17 protein-coding genes are annotated in these 19738 nt (G+C 70.4%); 7 read left to right on the top strand and 10 right to left on the bottom strand.

Annotated elements, in window-relative coordinates; all coding sequences use genetic code 11:
• Nucleotides 1-70: 70 nt before the first annotated feature.
• The 3 genes from ACIPSA_RS06750 to ACIPSA_RS06740 form a co-directional block, all read right to left on the bottom strand.
• On the bottom strand, nt 71-772 hold the full coding sequence (locus ACIPSA_RS06750) for a response regulator (RefSeq protein ID WP_402629603.1): 702 nt from the start codon (nt 770-772) through the stop codon (nt 71-73).
• Complete coding sequence (locus tag ACIPSA_RS06745) at nt 769-2409, bottom strand: ATP-binding protein (RefSeq protein WP_402629600.1); 1641 nt, start codon at nt 2407-2409, stop codon at nt 769-771. Before ACIPSA_RS06745 ends, ACIPSA_RS06750 begins: the two co-directional genes overlap by 4 nt.
• A gap of 182 nt (nt 2410-2591) precedes the next feature.
• Nucleotides 2592-3842, bottom strand: a complete 1251-nt coding sequence (locus tag ACIPSA_RS06740; RefSeq protein ID WP_402629597.1) for an RNA-guided endonuclease InsQ/TnpB family protein — start codon at nt 3840-3842, stop codon at nt 2592-2594.
• Between the two features lie 244 nt (nt 3843-4086).
• Between ACIPSA_RS06740 and ACIPSA_RS06735 the strand changes: the two genes are divergently transcribed.
• Nucleotides 4087-5463 carry a cation:dicarboxylate symporter family transporter gene (locus ACIPSA_RS06735; protein WP_402631642.1) on the top strand — a complete coding sequence of 459 codons (1377 nt, stop codon included), beginning with the start codon at nt 4087-4089 and terminating at the stop codon, nt 5461-5463.
• Nucleotides 5464-5590: 127 nt separating this feature from the next.
• On the opposite strand, the gene ACIPSA_RS06730 is transcribed toward ACIPSA_RS06735, so the two are convergent.
• Nucleotides 5591-6208, bottom strand: coding sequence for a TetR/AcrR family transcriptional regulator (locus tag ACIPSA_RS06730; RefSeq protein ID WP_402629594.1), 618 nt, complete (start codon nt 6206-6208; stop codon nt 5591-5593).
• Between the two features lie 178 nt (nt 6209-6386).
• On the opposite strand from ACIPSA_RS06730, the gene ACIPSA_RS06725 reads away from it, so the two are divergent.
• Entirely contained in the window at nt 6387-8066 is a 1680-nt protein-coding gene (locus ACIPSA_RS06725) for an MFS transporter (protein WP_402629592.1), read from the top strand.
• 139 nt (nt 8067-8205) lie between these two features.
• Nucleotides 8206-8970 (top strand): DUF2127 domain-containing protein, encoded by a 765-nt coding sequence (locus tag ACIPSA_RS06720; RefSeq protein ID WP_402629589.1) that lies wholly within the window; start codon nt 8206-8208, stop codon nt 8968-8970.
• 42 nt (nt 8971-9012) lie between these two features.
• Here ACIPSA_RS06720 and ACIPSA_RS06715 read toward each other — a convergent pair whose 3' ends face one another.
• A complete protein-coding gene (locus ACIPSA_RS06715; protein ID WP_402629586.1) occupies nt 9013-10011 on the bottom strand; it encodes an aldo/keto reductase in 999 nt (332 codons plus the stop codon).
• A 1-nt stretch (nt 10012) separates the two neighbouring features.
• Complete coding sequence (locus ACIPSA_RS06710) at nt 10013-10924, bottom strand: NAD-dependent epimerase/dehydratase family protein (protein ID WP_402629583.1); 912 nt, start codon at nt 10922-10924, stop codon at nt 10013-10015.
• 45 nt (nt 10925-10969) lie between these two features.
• On the opposite strand from ACIPSA_RS06710, the gene ACIPSA_RS06705 reads away from it, so the two are divergent.
• From ACIPSA_RS06705 to ACIPSA_RS06690, 4 genes are all read left to right on the top strand, one after another.
• Nucleotides 10970-11491: an Lrp/AsnC family transcriptional regulator gene (locus tag ACIPSA_RS06705; protein WP_402629580.1), complete on the top strand. Its 522-nt coding sequence runs from the start codon at nt 10970-10972 to the stop codon at nt 11489-11491.
• A gap of 29 nt (nt 11492-11520) precedes the next feature.
• Nucleotides 11521-11943: a MerR family transcriptional regulator gene (locus ACIPSA_RS06700; RefSeq protein WP_402629577.1), complete on the top strand. Its 423-nt coding sequence runs from the start codon at nt 11521-11523 to the stop codon at nt 11941-11943.
• 20 nt (nt 11944-11963) lie between these two features.
• Complete coding sequence (locus ACIPSA_RS06695) at nt 11964-12278, top strand: thioredoxin family protein (protein WP_402631639.1); 315 nt, start codon at nt 11964-11966, stop codon at nt 12276-12278.
• Between the two features lie 120 nt (nt 12279-12398).
• On the top strand, nt 12399-14669 hold the full coding sequence (locus ACIPSA_RS06690; protein WP_402631636.1) for a HelD family protein: 2271 nt from the start codon (nt 12399-12401) through the stop codon (nt 14667-14669).
• Between the two features lie 122 nt (nt 14670-14791).
• Here ACIPSA_RS06690 and ACIPSA_RS06685 read toward each other — a convergent pair whose 3' ends face one another.
• From ACIPSA_RS06685 to ACIPSA_RS06670, 4 genes are all read right to left on the bottom strand, one after another.
• Nucleotides 14792-15244: a hypothetical protein gene (locus tag ACIPSA_RS06685; RefSeq protein ID WP_402629574.1), complete on the bottom strand. Its 453-nt coding sequence runs from the start codon at nt 15242-15244 to the stop codon at nt 14792-14794.
• Between the two features lie 26 nt (nt 15245-15270).
• On the bottom strand, nt 15271-17793 hold the full coding sequence (gene glgB / locus ACIPSA_RS06680) for a 1,4-alpha-glucan branching enzyme (protein ID WP_402629571.1): 2523 nt from the start codon (nt 17791-17793) through the stop codon (nt 15271-15273).
• Nucleotides 17794-17820: 27 nt separating this feature from the next.
• Nucleotides 17821-19206 (bottom strand): maltokinase, encoded by a 1386-nt coding sequence (locus ACIPSA_RS06675; protein WP_402629568.1) that lies wholly within the window; start codon nt 19204-19206, stop codon nt 17821-17823.
• Nucleotides 19207-19492: 286 nt separating this feature from the next.
• Nucleotides 19493-19738 (bottom strand): alpha-glucosidase C-terminal domain-containing protein (locus ACIPSA_RS06670; protein WP_402629566.1); only part of this gene is annotated, 246 nt, incomplete at its 5' end.

Here is a 19738-nt window from a genome sequence, read left to right as displayed (position 1 = left end):
GTTCGGCCACAAACACGGATTGTAGGAACGTACGGCTTCGGAGTTCGGCTGCGCGGTGCAGCCGAACCCTTCACCGCCCGGAACCCGAAACCCCCCGAACCCACCGGTAAACCAACTCGGGCCTCCCCACCTGCCCATAAACAGGCTTCCGCTCGGCCCTCCCCGCCTCCACCAGATGCTCCAGGTACCGCCGGGCAGTGATCCGGGAAATTCCCACGGCCTCGGCAACCCCGGCCGCGGTGAGACCCGCCTCCGCCTGCCGCAAGGCGGACGTCACCCGTTCCAGCGTCGGCGCGCTCAACCCCTTCGGAAGCGCCGCCGGCCCCGGCGCCCGGAGCGAAGCCAGTGCCCGGTCCACCTCGTCCTGACCGCTCGCCTCGCCCACCGCCGCGCGGAACTCGGCGTACCGCACCAGCCGGTCCCGCAACGTCGCGAAGGTGAACGGCTTCAGGACGTACTGCACGACCCCGAGTGAGACCCCTTCCCGGACCACGGTCAGATCCCGGGCCGACGTCACCGCGATGACGTCGGCGTGATGACCGGCCGCCCGCAAGGAGCGTGCGAACTGCAGGCCGTGCACATCGGGCAGATGCAGATCGAGCAGGAGCAGGTCCACCGGCGTACGGTCCAGGAGGCGCCGCGCCTCCGCCCCCGTGTGCGCCTTGCCCACGGCGACGAACCCGGGCACCCGGCCGACGTACATCACATGCGCGTCCGCCGCCACCGGGTCGTCCTCCACCACCAGGACGCGGATGGACTGCTCGTTCGTCATGCGTCGCCTCCAGACGCCGGGGAGGGCCCCGTTGCCGTGTGCAACGGCAACCGCACCTCGAACTCCGCCCCACCACCGTCGGCCTCCGTCACCGTCAGCGTCCCCTGCTGGCGGTGCACGGCCTGCCGGACCAGGGCCAGGCCGAGCCCGCGCCCGCCCGGTCCCGCCGGCTTGGTGGAGAACCCCCGCTGGAATACCAGTTCGGCGTGGGCCGGATCCACACCGCTGCCGGTGTCCGCCACCCGCAGGACCAGCTCCGGGCCCTGGGTGTACGCCGTCACCGTCACCCGCGCCGGTACGCTGCCCTGCGCCGCGTCCACCGCGTTGTCGATCAGGTTGCCGAGGATGGTCACCAGGTCGCGGGCCGGGAGACCGGGCGGCAGGACACCGTCGTCCAGGCGGCTTTCCTCGGAGACCACCAGTTCCACGCCCCGCTCGTTCGCCTGCGCCGTCTTGCCGAGCAGCAGGGCGGCCAGCACCGGCTCGCTCACCGCCGCCACCACCTGGTCCGTCAGGGCCTGCGCCAGTTCCAGTTCCGCCGTGGCGAAGTCGACCGCCTCCTCCGCGCGGCCCAGTTCGATCAGGGAGACGACCGTGTGCAGCCGGTTCGCCGCCTCGTGCGCCTGGGAGCGCAGCGCCTGGGTGAAGCCGCGTTCGGAGTCCAACTCGCCCATCAGTGACTGGAGTTCGGTCACGTCCCGGAGAGTCACGACCGTGCCTCGGCGCTCGCCGCCCGACACCGGCGACGTGTTGACCGCCAGCACCCGGTCCGCCGTCAGATACACCTCGTCCACCCGGGGTTCGGAGGCGAGCAGCGCACCCGTCAGCGGGGCCGGCAGCCCGAGGTCCGCCACCGACCTGCCGATCACGTCCTCCTCCTCGGACGACACGCCCAGCAGCTCCCGGCCCCCGTCGTTGATGAGCGCCACCCGGTACTGGCCGTCCAGCATCAGCAGCCCCTCGCGCACCGCGTGCAGCGTGGCCTCGTGGTAGTCGTGCACCTGGCTCAGCTCGGTCGCGTTCATGCCGTGGGTGTGGCGGCGCAGGCGGGCGTTGACGACGTACGTACCGACCGCGCCCAGCAGCAGGGCGCCGCCCGCCACCGCGAGCAGTGCCGTGACCTGGTCCTGGACCCGCTTGCTGATCGCCTCGACCTTGATGCCGGCGCTGACCAGGCCGATGATGCGGCCGTTCTCCTTCACGGGCGTGACCGCGCGGACGGAGGCTCCGAGCGTGCCGGTGTACGTCTCGGTGAAGGTGCGGCCGTGCTGGGCGGGGCCGATGCGGCCGAGGAAGTGCTTGCCGATCTGCTTCTTGTCGGGGTGGGTCCAGCGGATGCCGGACGGGTTCATGATCGTCACGAAGTCGACGTCCGCGTCCCGCATCACCTGGAGGGCGTAGGGCTGCAGCTCCGCGGTGGGGTCGGCGGTGTGGATGGCCGAGCGGACCGAGGGGGAGTCCGCGATCGAGCGGGCCACGGCCTCGGCGTGACGGGTCGCCGCGTCCTCGGCCTGCCGCTGGTCGCTGACGTAGGTGAACAGCGCGTACCCGGCCACGACCACCGCTATCAGCACGGCCTGCATGGCGAAGAGCTGGCCGGCCAGGCTGCGGGGTCTCGGGATACGGGGGATGTGCATGGACTCAGTGTGCCGCGCCCGGCTCGGTGGCCTACCTTCCGGTGGCTGCTGTATTGCTTCGTCCGTTGTATTTGGACGTGTTTATGTATGTGTATGCGCGCGCCGGTGGTGGTCGGTTCGGGTTTGGGTTCGGTTCGCGGTTCGGGTTCGGGTTCGGGTTCGGGGGTTCGGGTAAGCATGAACTAATTGACCTCTCCCCACTCCGAAGAGGGGGATTCTCCGACTCCGCTCCGTGGTCCGGAGCTCCTTCGAAGATTTCCTGCTTCAACGCCGACAGCCCGCCCGGAGTTTCTCCGTTGAGGTCTTACGCCGGCTCCACAGGCCGACACCGCCAGCCCGGCGGCCAGAACGTTCTTCGCTGCGTTCTCGTCCCGGTCGTGGATAGCCCCGCACGCGGCGCAGGTCCATTCCCGGATGCTCAGCGGAAGTTTTGCGACCATGTGGCCGCAGGCCGAACAGGTCCTGCTCGACGGGTACCAGCGGTCGACCGCGATCAGTTCACGGCCGTACCACTGGGCCTTGTACTCCAACATACGGCGCAGTTCGGCCCATGACGCATCGGAGATCGCACGGCCGAGTGTGCGGTTCTTCAGCATGTTCCGGACGGCGAGGTCCTCGATCACGATCGTTTGGTTCTCACGAACGAGACGTGTGGACAGCTTGTGCAGGAAATCCCGGCGCCGGTCGGTGATCCGGGCATGGATGCGCGCGACTCGGGCGCGGGCCTTTTCGCGGTTTCTGGAACCCTTCTCCTTGCGGGAAAGTTCTTGTTGGGCATGGGCGAGCCTTGCCCGGTCCTTCTTCTCGAACTTCGGATTGGTGACCTTTTCTCCGGTCGACAGGGTCACCAGCGAGGTGATGCCCGCATCGATACCCACTGCCGTGCCGCTGGCCGGGAGCGCCTTCACCGAAGCGTCTTCGCACAACATCGAGACGAACCAACGTCCCGCGCTGTCCCGCGACACCGTCACCGTCGAAGGCTGTTGCCCCTGCGGCAGGGGCCTGGACCATGCGATGTTCAGCGGCTCCCGCATCTTCGCCAGGGTCAGTCGGCCGTCGCGGTAGGTGAATGCCGAACGAGTGTATTCCGCGCTGTTACGGGACTTCTTGCGCGACTTGAACCGAGGGTAGGAGGAGCGCTTCTCGAAGAAGTTGGTGAAGGCGCTCTGAAGGTGACGCAGCGTCTGTTGCAGCGGAACCGATGAGACTTCGGCCAGGTAGGCGTACTCGTCGGTCTTCTTCCACTCGGTCAGCAGCGTCGACGTCTGGACGTAGTTGATCCTGCGCCGCTCTGTGAACCAGGCGGTGGTGCGGGCCTGGAGGGCCAGATTGTAGACCGTTCGTACGCAGCCGAAGGTGCGCGTCAACTCGGCAGCCTGGGTGTCGCTCGGGTAGAAGCGGTACCTGAAGGCCCGCTTCACATGCGCCAGCATGCTCACAAACTAGCACCCTGGTGTGTGAAGCACCCTGTTCACTGTCCGATGTACTCAATGAACACAAGGGTGACCGCCCTCACAGGCCAAGAGATAGTCACCGCATCGAGGAACGTGCGGAAGTCGGACACCCGGTTTCGGCCAGCACTTCCGGTCCTCGAGAGCCGCACCCCAGATCCCCCCGGACGTGAGCCGCACGCCGGTCAAGCCGACGAAGACGTCAAGGAGGCGAGCCGTGACGACGATGCCTACGGCACCAGCCGCACCCGCCGTTAAGAGAGACCGCACCCATTACCTCTATATAGCGGTGATCGCCGCGGTGGCGCTCGGTATCGCGGTCGGCCTGATCTGGCCCGACCTCGGGGTCGAGCTGAAGCCCCTCGGTACGGGCTTCGTGAACCTGATCAAGATGATGATCTCCCCGATCATCTTCTGCACGATCGTGCTCGGCATCGGATCCGTCCGGAAGGCCGCCAAGGTCGGCGCCGTCGGCGGTATCGCACTCGGCTACTTCCTCGTGATGTCGCTGGTCGCGCTGAGCATCGGTCTCGTCGTCGGCAACATCCTGCACCCGGGCGAAGGGCTGCACCTCACCGCCGCGCTCAAGGCGACCGGGCACGACCAGGTGTCGCCCGACGCGCTGCCGCCCGTCGACTTCGTACTGTCGATCATTCCGCTGACCTTCGTCTCCGCCTTCACCGAGGGGCAGGTCCTGCAGACGCTGCTCGTGGCGCTGCTCACCGGGTTCGCGCTGCAGGCCATGGGGCCGGTCGGTCAGCCGGTGCTGCGCGGCGTCGAGCACATCCAGCGGCTCGTCTTCCGCATCCTCGCCATGGTCATGTGGGCCGCCCCGATCGGTGCCTTCGGCGCCATCGCCGCCGTGGTCGGTTCCGCCGGTCTGGACGCGCTCAAGAGCCTGGCCGTGCTGATGCTCGGCTTCTACGTAACCTGCTTCCTCTTCGTCTTCATCGTCCTCGGCGCCCTGCTGCGGGTCGTCACCGGGCTGAACATCTTCTCGCTGTTCAAGTACCTGGGCCGGGAGTTCCTGCTGATCCTGTCGACCTCCTCCTCCGAGTCCGCGCTGCCGCGGCTCATCGCGAAGATGGAGCACCTGGGCGTCAGCAAGCCGGTCGTCGGCATCACGGTCCCGACCGGTTACTCCTTCAACCTCGACGGCACCATGATCTACATGACCATGGCGTCCCTCTACATCGCCGACGCGCTCGGTACGCCGATGTCCGTCGGCGAGCAGATCCCGCTGCTGCTCTTCCTGCTCCTCGCCTCCAAGGGCGCGGCGGGCGTCAGCGGCGCCGGTCTGGCGACCCTGGCCGGTGGTCTGCAGTCGCACAAGCCCGCGCTGGTCGACGGCGTCGGCCTGATCGTCGGCATCGACCGCTTCATGAGCGAGGCGCGCGCCCTGACGAACTTCGCGGGCAACTCCGTCGCCACCGTCCTGATCGGCACCTGGACCAAGGAGATCGACAAGGACCGCGTCCAGCGGGTCCTCGCCGGCGAGCTGCCGTTCGACGAGACGACCCTGCTGGACGAGCACCAGGCCGCCCCGGAGGCCGAGCTGCCGGAGCAGGGCGGCAACGGCGACAAGGAACTCGCCAAGGCCTGACCAGGCCTCTTCCGACCACCGGGCGGCCGGCTCCGCCTGAACCGGAGCCGGCCGCCCGGTCCACCGCCCCGGGCGGCTGAGGACTCCCCCGTACCTCGGCCGCCCGGTCTTGTTCGTCGAGGGGCGTCTAGTCGCTCAGCTTCGCCACCAGCGCGGTGGCCAGAGAGGCGGGTACGCCCGCCGCGGTGAGTACGGCGACCGCGGCGGAGCGGCCCGCCTCCTCCGCTGTCAGCAGACCGTCGTTCACGGTCTCCATCACCGCGAACAGCATCTGCTCGTGCACGTACGCCAGCGCCGGCGCCGGGAGCGGTGAGCTGAACGTCCCCTGTTCCAGGCCCTTTCGCAGCAACTCGGCGCAGGACTCGCGCACCGGTGTGAGGCGCTCGCGGATGCCCTCCATGGTGACCGTGCGCTGGGCCAGCGCGACCAGCAGCCGGTAGCGGTCGGCGATCTCCCAGACCGCGAGCACCGACCGGGCCACCGCCTCGGCCGGGTCCTCGACCCCCTCGCGCCCCGCCGCGTGCGCGGCCGCCAGTGCCTCCACCGCCCCGTCGACCAGTGTGCTGATCAGCGCCTCACGGCTGGGGAAGTGCCCGTACACCGTCCGCCGTACGACCCCCGCGGCGCGCGCGATCTGGTCCATGGAGGCGTCGGGGTCGCGCAGCAGTTCGGTGAGCGCCACGTCGAGGATGCGGCGCCGGTTGGTGTCGGCGCGAGAGCTGTTACCCGTGGTCATGGGTGCCATTCTGCCTGCCCCGCGGCGGGTCTCACGGCCCTTCCGCAAGGGCTTCACCTCCTCTATTTGCACAACGCTGTGCAGTGGCCGTACATTGCACATGCTTGTGCAATTGCGCGCCACTGTGCAAGTTCAGGGTGCAAGCAAGTCCCGTCGTGCGCATCTGTGAGGAAGGCGACCCCTGCCCATGCGACTCGTCATGAACGAACCGGTCGAGAGGATGGACCGCCCCTACGCCCGGCGCTGGTGGGCGCTCCTCGTGCTCTGCCTGAGCCTGCTGATCATCGTGATGGCCAACACGGCCCTCACGGTCGCGGCGCCCGACATGACCAAGGACCTCGGCCTGTCCAGCGCCGACCTGCAATGGGTGATCGACGGCTACACGGTCCCGTACGCCGCGCTGATGCTGCTGCTCGGCGCGATCGGCGACAAGTACAGCCGCCGCGGCGCGCTCCTGCTGGGACTCCTGGTCTTCGGCGGCGGGGCCGTCTCCGGCTACCTGGCCGACTCGGCCACGGCCGTGATCGCCGCCCGTGCCGTGATGGGCGTCGGCGCCGCGCTGATCATGCCGGCCACGCTCTCCCTGCTCGCCGCGACCTTCCCGCGCGCCGAGCGGGCCAAGGCCATCACCCTGTGGACCGCCACGGCGGGGCTCGCCATCGCGGCCGGTCCGGTCGTCGCGGGTGCGCTGCTGCGCGACCACGGCTGGTCGTCGACCTTCCTGATCAACGTGCCCATCGCCGCCGTCGCGATCGTCGGCGCCCTCGTCCTCGTGCCGCCGTCCAAGGCCGGCCACCACGACCGGATCGACTACGTCGGCGGGCTGCTGTCTGTGGTGTGGGTCGGCGCCCTGGTCTACATGATCATCGAGGGGCCGCACTTCGGGTGGGGCGTCAAGGCCGTCACGGCCGCGGTCGTCGCGGGTGTGGCACTCGTCGCCTTCGTCCTGTGGCAGCTGCGCCACCCGCGCCCGGTCCTGGACGTGCGCCGGTTCGCCGACCGCCGGTTCGCGGGTTCCAACCTCGCCGTGGCCCTGTTCTTCCTGGCCGTCTTCGGAGCCTTCTACTACCTCACCCAGCATCTCCAGTTCGTGCTCGGCTACGACGCCCTCGACACCGGACTGCGCATGCTCCCGCTCGCCGGCGCCGTCTTCGCCGGCTCTGCGCTCACCGCCTGGCTCACCCCGCGCGTCGGCATGAAGTGGACGGTCACCGCGGGCATGGTCGGCGGCACGGCGGCGCTGGCGCTGCTCACCCAGGTGGACGCGAGTTCCTCGTACGGCGATTTCGTCGCCCCGCTCATCGTCCTCGGCCTGGCCATCGGCCTCGCGCTCTCGCCCTGCACGGACGCCATCATGGGCGCGTTCCCCGAGTCCGAACTGGGCGTCGGCGGCGCGGTGAACGACACCTCGCTGGAGCTCGGCGGCTCGCTCGGCATCGCGATCCTCGGCTCGCTGCTGTCGACGTCGTACGGTGACCACCTCACGGACGCCACCGCCGGCAGCAAGCTCCCGGCGGGCGCCCTGGCCACCGCGCAGGACTCGGTCGGCGCCGGATACGCCGTCGCGCAGGGCATCGGGGAGAAGGCGCAGCAGCTCGCGGCGCAGGCGGCGCGGACGGCCGACCCGCAGCAGGCCGCGCAGCTGAAGGGGCAGGCCGCCCAACTCGCCACCGGCGCACGGCAGATGGCCGACGCGGTCGGGTCCTCCTTCTCCGACGCGGTGGCCCACACCAGCCTGGTCGGCGCGGTGATCCTGGGCGTGGGCACGCTTCTGGTCGCACTGCTGCTGCCGGGCCGGGAGGCCGCCGCACCGGAACCGGAGGAGCCGGCCGAGGAGAAGGAGCTGGTGGACAGCGGCACGCGCTGACCCTTCTCGCCCCTTTGTCACTCACATCGACTAACGTGCCGTGCCGGATCAACCGGAACGGCACGTTCGTGTTCGTGCGTCTTCGTGCGTGTCCGTATGCTCGTCAGCTCGCATGTATGTATGTATGGAGGCACGGGGGATGAAGATCGACTGGGACCGGCGGCACTGCGCACGCAAGGGGCATGTGACCTACGCGCCGGACGACCCCCGGCTGCGGGTGCGGCTGCACGCCGAAACCGCCCTCGGGGAGGTGTGGCGCTGCCTGCGCTGCGGCGACTTCGTGCTCGGCGAGCCGCACGGCTCGGGACCGGCCGCCGACGCTCCGCTGGTGCCGCGCGGGAAGGTGCTCAGGGACCTGTTCATCCTGCGGTTCCTGGCGATCGAGCGGGCCGTGCGCGGGGTCTTCATCGTGCTGGTCGCGGTGGCGGTGTGGAAGTTCAGCAACAGCCAGGACGCGGTGCGGCGGCTCTTCAACGAGAACCTCGATGTCTTCCGCCCGGTCTTCCGGCACTTCCACTACGACCTCGACCACTCACCGGTCGTCGGCTCCATCCAGAAGGCCTTCGGCTACAAGCACTCCACGCTGATGCTGGTGGCCGCCCTGCTGCTGGCGTACGCGGTGATCGAGCTGGTCGAGGCGGTCGGGCTCTGGTACGCGAAGCGCTGGGCGGAGTACCTGACGGTGGTCGCCACCGCCGCCTTCCTCCCCCTGGAGGTCTACGAACTCACCGAGCACATCAGCTGGTTGAAGATCGCGACCCTCGTCCTCAACATCCTCGCCGTCCTCTACATCGCCGTCACCAAGCGGCTGTTCGGGTTGCGGGGCGGACGGAAGGCCTTCGACGAGGAGCGGCACAGCGCCTCGCTGATGGAGGTGGAGGAGTCGGCCGGGGTCGCCGCCTGATGTGACCGTTCGGGGCGTGCGGCTGATCGGGCTCACTCCCGCTCAGTCCTCAGGAACGGTGGCTGTCGCAGGAGGAGGAACAAGAAGAGCACGGGTACGGGGGGCGCTGACCGGCGGTCGCGACGGCTCGCCGGACTCCTCGGCCGGGCGAGCCGTCGTGACCGATGCGTCCAGCCGGGCCAGCTCCGTCGCGTCGAGCGCCAGGTCCGCCGCGGCCGCCGAGTCCCGGACCGTCTCCGGACGGCTCGCTCCCGGAATCGGGACGACGGCCGGCGACTTGGCCGACAGCCAGGCCAGACAGACCTGATGGGGGCTCGCCCCGCGCTCGGCGGCCACCGTGTGGAAGGCGCCGAAGCGCACCTCGCCCGTCATCCTCGACGGCCCGTCCAGGGAGCTGCGGGAGATGCCGCCCAGCGGGCTCCAGGGGAGGAACGCCAGCCCCAGCTCCGCGCACAGCCGCAGTTCGGCCTCGCTGTCACGGACGGCGGGCGAGTACTGGTTCTGCACCGAGACCAGACGGTCCCCGAGGACGCGGCGGGCCGTGCGGATCTGCTCCACATCCGTGTTGGAGACGCCCGCCAGACGGATCTTGCCCTCGTCGAGCAGTTCGCGCAGCGCGCCGGCCGACTCCTCGAAGGGCACCGCCGGATCCGGCTTGTGGAGCTGGTACAGGTCGATCGCCTCCACTCCGAGCCTCTTCAGCGAGGCCTCGGCGGCCGCCTTGAGATGGCGTGGGGAGCCGGTCACCGTCCAGCTGCCGTCGGCCGGGCGGCCGCGGCCGCCCTTGGTGGCCACGAGCACGTCGTCCGTGTCGCCACCGTAGGCGGCGAGGGCGCGGGCCACGAGGAGTTCGTTGTGCCCGGGGTCCTGTCCGGGCAGATGGTAGGAGTCGGCCGTGTCCAGCAGGGTCACGCCCGCGTCCAGGGCCGCGTGCACCGTGGCCAGGGCACGTGCCTCGTCCGGCCGGCCCTCGATCGACAGCGGCATGGTCCCGAGCCCGACCGCGCTCACCCGGACCCCGCCGAGCATCCGGTAACGCATGTCAGTCGTCCTTTCCGAGCGTCTCGGCGACCGCCTCCGGCAGCCACCGCCGCACGTCTCCGAAGGCGAAACCGAGCCGCGCGGCCCGGGAGTTGTCCATGCCGTAGCGGCGGCGGAAGGCGAAGGGGGAGACCTCGGCGGACTCGGTCACCTCGAACACCGCCCTGCCCCCGGGGAGCCGCGCCGCCACCGCCGTACCCAGCTCGTCCAGCGTCAGCAGGCCGTCCGAGGCGGCGTTCACCGGGCCCGTGAAGTCCTCGCCCGCCGCCCAGAACAGGAAGTCGGCGATCTCCTCGACGTGGATGTACGTCGCCGGATGCGTGACCGGTGCCACGGCGATGGGGGCGCCGGTGCGGATGCGGTCGGCGTAGTGCCGGAGGCGGCCCGTGAAGTCGTCGGTACCGCCCAGGACATGGGCCACCCGGACGGACACGTACGGGAACGCCGGTTCCGCCGAGAACACCGCCTCCGCCTGACGCTTGCCCTCGCCGTAGTGGGAGTCGAGGAAATCCGGGTCGTCCCAGGGGAGTTCCAGGTCCACGGCGACCGTGCCCGGGTCCACCGCGCCCTCCGGTACGAGCAGTTCGGAGTCCTCGTGCTCGTACACCTCCACCGTCGAGGTCATCACATAGCGGCCGGCGCGCCCCGCGAGGACACGGCGGGCGATCGCCGCCTGGCGCGGGGTGTAGCAGACCTGGTCGAGGACCACGTCGAACACGCGGGTGCCGACGGCCTCGCGCAGGGCCTCTTCGTCGTCGCGGTCGGCCACCAGCTGCACCACACCCGGCGGCGGAGGGGAAGAACCCCGATTCAGGACCGTGACCCGATCGCCGGCCGCCACCAGCCGGGCGATCAGCCGCTTGCCGAAATAGCGGCTACCGCCGATGACCAGTACCTCTCGTGCCTTTCGCATGACCATAATTCTCCGGGCGTCACATCCGTTCCTGAAGGGGGAGACATGGGAGATACGGTTGCCGCACCGAAAGAACAACGGCATCTGCGGGCCGTCGCCAACGAAACATCAGTGGCCTTCGACACGGTGGACCGACAGCTCCTGGAACTCCTCCAGACCGACGGGCGGATCAAGCTCAGCGAGCTGGGGCGGCGGGTCAGCCTGAGCCCGGCCGCCGTGGCCGAGCGGGTACGACGGCTGGAGGCCGCGGGCGCGATCACGGGGTACGGCGCCCAGGTCGCCCCGGCCCGCCTCGGCTACGGCATCCAGGCCTTCGTCCGGGTCGACCCGCACGGCGGATACACCCTCAAGCATCCCCGCACCCTGGAGCTGCTGGACCGCCCCGAGGTGGTCGAGGTCCACCACGTGGTCGGCGAGGACTGCTGGATCCTCAAGATCGCCGTCACGGACACCGTCCACCTGGAGGAGATCCTGGAGCAGACCTCGGCGCTCGGCCGTACGACCACGTCGGTCGTGCTGTCGACGCCGGTGCCCCGCAAGCCGCTGCTCCCGCCGGCCTTGCCTTGACGCCGACGTCAACACCTACGGTCGTACCCATGCGAATCGGCGAGCTGGCCGCACGGGCCGGGACCACCACGCGGGCGCTGCGCTACTACGAGTCGCGGGGGCTGCTGCCCGCGCGGCGCGACGACAAGGGGTACCGGTCGTACGACGAGGCCGACCTCAGGCTGCTCAGGCAGATACGGACGCTGCAGGACTTCGGGTTCGACCTGGAGGAGACGCGGCCGTTCGTGGAGTGCCTGCGGGCCGGGCACCCGGAGGGCGACTCGTGCCCCGCGTCGCTCGCGGTCTACCGGCGCAAGCTGGACGAGCTGGACGCGCTCATCGGGGAACTGCGGGCGGTGCGCGAGAAGGTCGCCGGGCAGCTGATCCGGGCCGAGCGGGCGCGGGACGAGCTGGACGCCGAGGCGCTGGTTCCGGGAGGTCCGGAACCCCTGTGCGAACTGGGAGGGCGGTAGCGGTGATCAAGACGGCCGGTGTGACCGAGGTGACGGACGCGGACTTCGCGGCGGAGGTGATCGGCTCGGACCTGCCCGTACTGGTGGAGTTCACCGCCGACTGGTGCCCGCCGTGCCGGCAGATGGGGCCGGTGCTCAGCGCGCTGGCCGAAGAGGCGGGCGACCGCCTGAAGGTCGTGCAGCTGGACGTCGACACCAACCCGACGACCACGAACGCCTACAAGGTGCTGTCCATGCCGACGTTCATGGTCTTCCGCGGCGGTGAGCCCGTGAAGGCGATGGTGGGCGCCCGGCCCAGGCGCCGGCTCCTGGAGGAGCTCTCCGACGTGCTCTGACGGCACCCGGGTACAAAGAAATCCCCCGAGCAATTGCGCTCGGGGGATTTCTTTGCGTATATTCGATGGTTCGCGACTTGAGACGGTATTAGTCGCGGAGAAGTCCAGTGGGCACAGTATATCCGGGCGGGAGCGGAATTGTCAAACACCGAATTTCCGGACGATGAATTGCGGCACGAGCAGGAATTCATCGACGGACTCTACGCGCGCGTGGACGCCCTGCGCGGCGAGACCGAGGTCTCCGTCACGGACGCCCTCGCGCAGGGCGACAAGCCCATGCAGGCCCGGCTCGAACGGGACATCCTGGTCGCCGAGCGTTCCGGGCTGCTTGCCGCGCTGAACGCCGTGGACGGCTCGCTCTGCTTCGGCCGCATCGACCTGACCTCCGGGGTCGGCCACCACATCGGCCGCATCGGCCTGCGCGCCGACGACGCCGAGCGCACACCGGTCCTCATCGACTGGCGGGCCGATGTCGCCCGCCCCTTCTACCTGGCCACCGGGCACACCCCGTTGGGGCTGCGCAGGCGTCGGCACATCGCCACCGACGGCCGCCGGGTCACCTCCCTGCACGACGAGATCCTCGACCTCGGCGACGCCACCCGCACCGGCCACGAGGACCCCTCCGGGGACGCCGTGCTGCTCGCCGCGCTCAACTCCGCGCGCACCGGCCGCATGACCGACATCGTGCAGACCATCCAGGCCGAGCAGGACGAGATCATCCGGGCGCCGTACCGCGGGGTGCTGGTGGTGGAGGGCGGCCCCGGCACCGGCAAGACGGCGGTCGCCCTGCACCGCGCCGCGTATCTCCTCTACGAGTACCGGGAGCTGCTCGCCAAGCGGGCCGTCCTCATCGTCGGACCCAACCCCGCGTTCCTCGGCTACATCGGCGAGGTGCTGCCCTCCCTGGGGGAGACGGGCGTGCTCCTCGCGACGGTCGGCGAGCTGTTCCCCGGTGTGAAGGCCACGGACCGGGACACTCCGGAGGCGGCCGCTGTGAAGGGCCGCGCCGGCATGGCCGACGTCCTCGCCGCCGTCGTACGCGACCGGCAGGCGCTGCCCGACCCGGTCATCGCCGTCGGGCACGACCGCGAGATCCTGATGCTCGACGACGGCCTGGTGGGCGTCGCCCGCGAGCGGACCAGGGCCGCCGGGCTGCCGCACAACGTGGCCCGTGAGTACTTCGAGGGCCACATCCTCAACACGCTCACCGAGCTGTACGCCGAGCGCGTGGGCACCGATCCCTACGACGGCACCAGCCTGCTGGACCCCGCCGACATCACCCAGATCCGCGACGAACTCGCCGAGAACCCCGAAGTGTGGGCCGCCATCGACCAGTTGTGGCCCCGTCTGACCCCGCGTCGGCTGGTCGCCGACTTCCTGGCCGATCCCGAGGGCTATGTGAGCGACGAGGACGCGGCCGCGATCCGCCGCCCGGTCACCCGGGCGTGGACGGTGGCGGACGTACCGCTGCTGGACGAGGCGGCCGAGCTGCTCGGCGTGGACGAGCGAGTGGCCAGGGAACGGGCCGAACGGGAGCGGGAGACGCAGGTGGCTTATGCCCAGGGCGTCCTCGACGTGTCGTACGCCTCCAGGACCTACGAGTTCGAGGACAAGCAGGACGAGGATTCCGAGGTGCTGTCCGCGCACGACATCATCGACGCCGAGCGGTTCGCCGAGCGGCAGGAGGAGGAGGACCTCCGCAGCGCCGCCGAGCGTGCGGCGGCCGACCGGACCTGGGCGTTCGGGCACATCATCGTCGACGAGGCCCAGGAGCTGTCCCCGATGGCGTGGCGGCTGCTCATGCGGCGCAGCCCGACCCGCTCGATGACCCTGGTCGGCGACCCGGCCCAGACGGCGGAGGCGGCGGGCGTCGGCTCGTGGGCGGACATCCTCTCCCCGTATGTCGAGGACCGCTGGGAGCACACCCGCCTGGGCGTCAACTACCGCACGCCGTCCGAGATCATGGATCTCGCCGCGGCCGTGGTCCGCGCCGAGAACCCGGACTTCGAACCGCCGAGCTCGGTCCGCTCCACCGGTGTACGGCCCTGGGTGCGGCACGTGGCCGACGACCTGCCCGGCGCGGTGGAGAAGGCGGTCGCCGAACTGACCCCCGAGGAGGGCCGACTGGCGGTGATCGCCCCGCGCGAGCTGCACCGCGGGCTGGCCGCCCGGCTGGACGGGGTGACGGCGGGTGCCGAGCCCGACCTGACCCGGACGGTCGTACTCCTGGACCCGCGCCAGTCGAAGGGCCTGGAGTTCGACTCGGTACTGGTGGTCGAGCCGGGCCGGTACGGCACGAGCGACCTGTACGTGGCACTGACCCGGGCGACGCAGCGGCTGGGCGTGCTGCACACGGGGGCGCTGCCGCTGGGCTTGGCCGACTCCGAGTGAGGCGGGGGTCCGGGAGCTGCCGCCCCGGACCCCCGCCCCGGACCCCCGCCTCGGCCGGAACGGCCTCGTCCTCAGCGTCGGACGGCCCGAATTCCGCTGTCCGGCGCTGAGGCTCCCGTCGATCACTTCCCCCGCAGGGACATCCCCTTCGGTGAGGTGAGTCCCTTGCCGGGATCGGCGCGGTACGTCGCCGTCCGGACGGTGGGCGGGCAGGACGTGCCGTTGGGGTGCTGCTCGGTCAGCCTGGCCCAGGCGCTGTCCTGGACGACCGGGTCACCGGTCCTCGCGGACGTCACGGTGAGCTTCACCGGCACGGTCGACGCGCCGATGCCGTCGGACAGCCGGACCGTCACCGCGCCGAACGGGTCGCCGGGGTCGCCCGACGCCCGCTCCTTGCAGGTGCCGTCCACGCACAGCCGGATCCTCGCCGCGTCCGGACCGCCGAAGTCGGACGGCCGCCACACGACGGAGACGTGCGAGTCCGCGTCGGCCTGGGCGCACGGCGTGTCCTGGCCGAACAGCGAGCAACCGGTCAGGGCCACCAGGAGAAACGGGGTGAGAAGGGCGTGGCGCATCCGTCCAGTCTGCACTCAAGTGCCGGTCACCAGGCCGGTCGCAGCCACACCGTCGCCAGTGGTGGCAGGGTGAGGCGGATGCTCGCCGGGCGGCCGTGCCAGGGCTGGGGTTCTGGCTTGACGACGTCCGGGTTGGTGACGCCGCTGCCGCCGTAGTCGTCGGCGTCGGTGTTGAGCACCTCCAGCCAGGCCGGTACGTCCTCGGGCACACCGATGCGGTAGTCGTGCCGGACCACCGGCGCCATGTGGGAGACCGCGAGGAGCGGGGTGCCGTCCGCGTCGTGGCGCAGGAACGCGAAGACGTTGTCGTCCGCAGCGTCCCCGGTGATCCACTGGAAGCCGGCCGGGTCGGTGTCCCGCTGCCACAGCGGCGGGTTGGCCCGGTACAGCGCGTTCAGATCCCGTACGAGGTCCCGCACGCCGCGGTGGTCGGCCGCCGCGCCGTACGACGGGTCGAGCAGCCACCAGTCGGGGCCGTGCGCCTCGGACCATTCGGCGCCCTGGGCGAACTCCTGGCCCATGAACAGGAGCTGCTTGCCGGGGTGGGCCCACATGAAGCCCAGGTAGGCACGGAGGTTGGCGCGTTGCTGCCACCAGTCGCCCGGCATCTTCGACACCAGTGACCGCTTGCCGTGGACGACCTCGTCGTGCGAGATGGGCAGGACGTAGTTCTCGCTGTAGGCGTAGACCATCGAGAAGGTCATCTCGTGGTGGTGGTACTTGCGATGGACCGGCTCGTGGCTCATGTACTCCAGCGAGTCGTGCATCCAGCCCATGTTCCACTTCAGCCCGAAGCCCAGGCCGCCGAAGCCGCTCGGGCCCCTGTGGTGCGTCGGGCGCGTGACGCCGTCCCAGGCGGTCGACTCCTCGGCGATCGTCACCACGCCCGGGGCGCGGCGGTAGACCGTGGCGTTCATCTCCTGGAGGAACGCCACCGCGTCCAGGTTCTCCCGGCCCCCGTGCTCGTTCGGCGACCACTGGCCGGGCTCACGGGAGTAGTCGAGGTAGAGCATCGAGGCGACCGCGTCGACCCGCAGGCCGTCGATGTGGAACTCCTCGCACCAGTACACGGCGTTCGCCACCAGGAAGTTGCGCACCTCGCGGCGGCCGAAGTCGAACTCGAGCGTGCCCCAGTCGGGGTGGGCGGCGCGCAACGGGTCCTCGTGCTCGTACAGCGGGCGTCCGTCGAACTCGGCCAACGCCCAGTCGTCACGCGGGAAATGGGCGGGCACCCAGTCCATGATCACGCCGATGCCGGCCCGGTGGAGGGCGTCGACCAGGTACTTGAAGTCGTCGGGGGTGCCGAGGCGGGCGGTGGGGGCGTAGAAGCCGGTGACCTGGTAGCCCCAGGAGCCGCCGAAGGGATGCTCGGCGACGGGCATCAGCTCGACGTGGGTGAAGCCGAGGTCCTTGACGTAGGCCGGGAGCTGGTCGGCGAGTTGGCGGTAGGTCAGGCCGGGCCGCCAGGAGGGGAGGTGGACCTCGTAGACCGAGAAGGGGGCCTCGTGGACCGGTATGTCCGCGCGGTGCGCCAGCCATGTCCCGTCGCCCCACTCGTAGCGCGAGGCGTGCACGATGGAGGAGGTGTTCGGCGGGGTCTCCGTGCGCCGCGCCATCGGGTCGGCGCGCAGGGTCCGGGAACCGTCCGGGCGGGTGATCTCGAACTTGTACAGCTCGCCCTCGCCGACGCCCGGCAGGAACAGCTCCCACACCCCCGAGGAGCCCAGGGACCGCATCGGGTGTCCTGTGCCGTCCCAGAAGTTGAAGCCGCCGGCCACCCGTACGCCGCGCGCGTTCGGCGCCCATACCGAGAAACGGGTGCCGGTCACGCCCTGGTGCGTCATCGGCTCGGCGCCCAGCACCTTCCACAGCTGCTCGTGCCGGCCCTCGCCGATCAGATGCAGGTCGAGGTCACCGAGGGTGGGCAGGAAGCGGTACGCGTCCTCGGTCTCCTGGACCGACCCCTCGTACTCCACGAGCAGCCGGTACTCCGGGACCTCGCGCAGGGGCAGCAGCCCGGCGAAGAAGCCGTCGCCGTCGTCGTGCAGCTCGGCCCGCAGACTGCCCGACACGACGGTTACGGACCGCGCGTACGGGCGGAAGGCCCGGAAGGCGACCCCGCCGGTCACCGGGTGGGCGCCGAGGACGGAGTGCGGGGCGTGGTGCGTCCCGACGAGCAGCCGTTCGCGGTCGGCGGCGTCCACGGCGGGGGACACCGACACGGCGACCTCGACGGGAGGGACCTTCTTCGCGGCCGCCTTGCGCGGGGCCGATTTCTTGGCCGGTGCTTTCTTGGCGGTGGTCTTCTTCGCCGTGGTCTTCTTGGCAGTGGTCTTCTTGGGCGTGGCCTTCTTCGTGGCGGCCTTCTCGGCGGTCGTCTTCTTCGCGACGGCCTTCCTCCTGACCGGCGTTTCCTCGGCTGCTGCCCCTTCGGCTGCCGCTCCCTTTGTTGTTGCTCCCTTGGCTGTTGCTTTCTTCGCTGCCTTCTTGGCCGCCGTCTTCTGTGGGTTCTTCGGATCCGAACCGCTGGACGGGGGGCTGGGGGTCACGGACGAGCCTCCTGGGCAAGGGTGAGATCAGAGCTGGTCGGACATGGCGAGGCGGCGTACCGCCGACAGCGGCACGGGGAGCCAGTCGGGGCGGTGGCGGGCCTCGTAGACGACCTCGTAGACCGCCTTGTCGGTCTCGTAGGCCCGCAGCAGCACGGGGTCGGTACGCGGGTCGCGGTCGGCGGCCTCGGCGTACCCGGAGCAGTACGCGGCCTGGCACGCGGCCGCCCAGCCCGGCGCCGGCGGGGTCACCGAGTGCGCCGCGTAGTCGAACGAGCGGAGCATCCCCGCGATGTCCCGCACCGTCGGCTGCGGCATGCGCCGCTCGGCGAGCGGGCGGGCCGGCTCGCCCTCGAAGTCGATCAGCGACCACTGCCCGGAGGGCGAGCGCAGGCACTGGCCGAGGTGCAGATCGCCGTGGATGCGCTGGGCGGTCCAGGTGCGGCCCTCGGCGGCCAGGTCGGCCAGCGCCTCGTAGGCGGAGCGCAGTCCGGGCTCGTACGGGCGTAACGCGGGCACCGCCTGCGCGGCCGCCGCCAGCCGTTCGACCATGCCGTCGACCAGGTGCCGCAGCTGACCGTGGCCCAGGGTGACCACGGGCAGGGCGCGGGCGAGCGCCGTGTGCACCTCGGCGGTGGCCCGGCCCAGCGCCCGCGCCTCGGCGGTGAAGTCCTCGCCCTTGGCCAGCTCGCGCAGGGCCAGCTCCCAGCCGTCCGTCGCGCCCCGCACGAAGGGCTGGAGCACGCCCAGCACATACGCGTCGCCCCCCAGCTCGGCCAGCAGCCACGCCGTCGGCGCGGGCACCCGGGCGCAGCCCTCACGGGCCAGGGCGAGCGGTATCTCCAGGTCAGGGTTGTCGCCGGGCACGATCCGGCGCAGCAGCTTCAGGATGAAGGTGTCCCCGTAGACGACCGACGAGTTGGACTGCTCGGCGGTCAGCAGACGGGCCGCGAGTCCGTCCCGGATCTCCTGGCGCCGGTCCCGTTCGAAGCGCAGCCCGCCGATGCGGGCCTGGGTGCGCAGGGCCTCCAGGAGCACCTCGGCGGGCCGGGGGTCGTACAGGGCGTCGTACACCGTGCGTCCGGCGAGCGGCCCCCCCTCCACATGTCCGATGAGCGCGGGCGCCAGCCGGGGTGGCAGCGCCTCGCGCACGCCTATGAGGAGCTGGTAGCAGTCGCCGGGCCGTGGCGCGGTGCCCGGGGCGGGTGGCTGGTGGGCACGGACGAGCAGATGGTGCAGGCCCAGCCGGGCGTCGGAGGGCAGCAGTTCGGTGGCCGAGACCAGGGAGAAGCCGGTCACCGGGCGGCCCTTGCCCGCGAACCACCGCTGCCTCGGCAGCCACTCGCGCAGCAGTGGGTCCAGGGACGCGAGGAGGGCTGGGCTGGTTGTGGGCTGGATGACAGCTTCCGACATGGGCGTGCGTCCTTTCCGCGTCACGAGGCGGAGGAGCGTCGGGTTGCGTTGAAGGGTGCCCAGGGTGGGACGGAGGAAACCGTCCCACCCTCAATTGTGGCTTGGGGCTCCGACCAGCGAATCGAATTGCGGAACCTGAACCATTGGCGCTCACGCCACCTGCATCGATGGCATGTCCTTTCCGATCGCTCGGAAGGGTTTCACGCGACAGGCGCGCGCGATTGATAACCGAGCCGCCCGCCCGGCGGGCTCGGGTTCTGATCACCAGAACGGCGTAACCGTATCACTACTCAACGTGCTCCCGTCGAAGTCTGAACCAGTAGAAGCCGTGCCCCGCCAGGGTCAGCAGGTACGGCAGCTCCCCGATCGCCGGGAAGCGCACACCGCCGAACAGTTCGACGGGATTCCTCCCGTTGAACCGCCGCAGGTCGAGCTCCGTCGGCTGTGCGAAGCGGGAGAAGTTGTGCACGCACAGGACCAGGTCGTCCTCGTGCTCGCGCAGGAAGGCGAGGACCGAGGGGTTCGACGACTG

It is taken from the genome of Streptomyces sp. NPDC086549 (assembly GCF_044746205.1).
Classification (GTDB): domain Bacteria; phylum Actinomycetota; class Actinomycetes; order Streptomycetales; family Streptomycetaceae; genus Streptomyces.
This window is presented reverse-complemented; position numbering and strand designations above follow the sequence as displayed.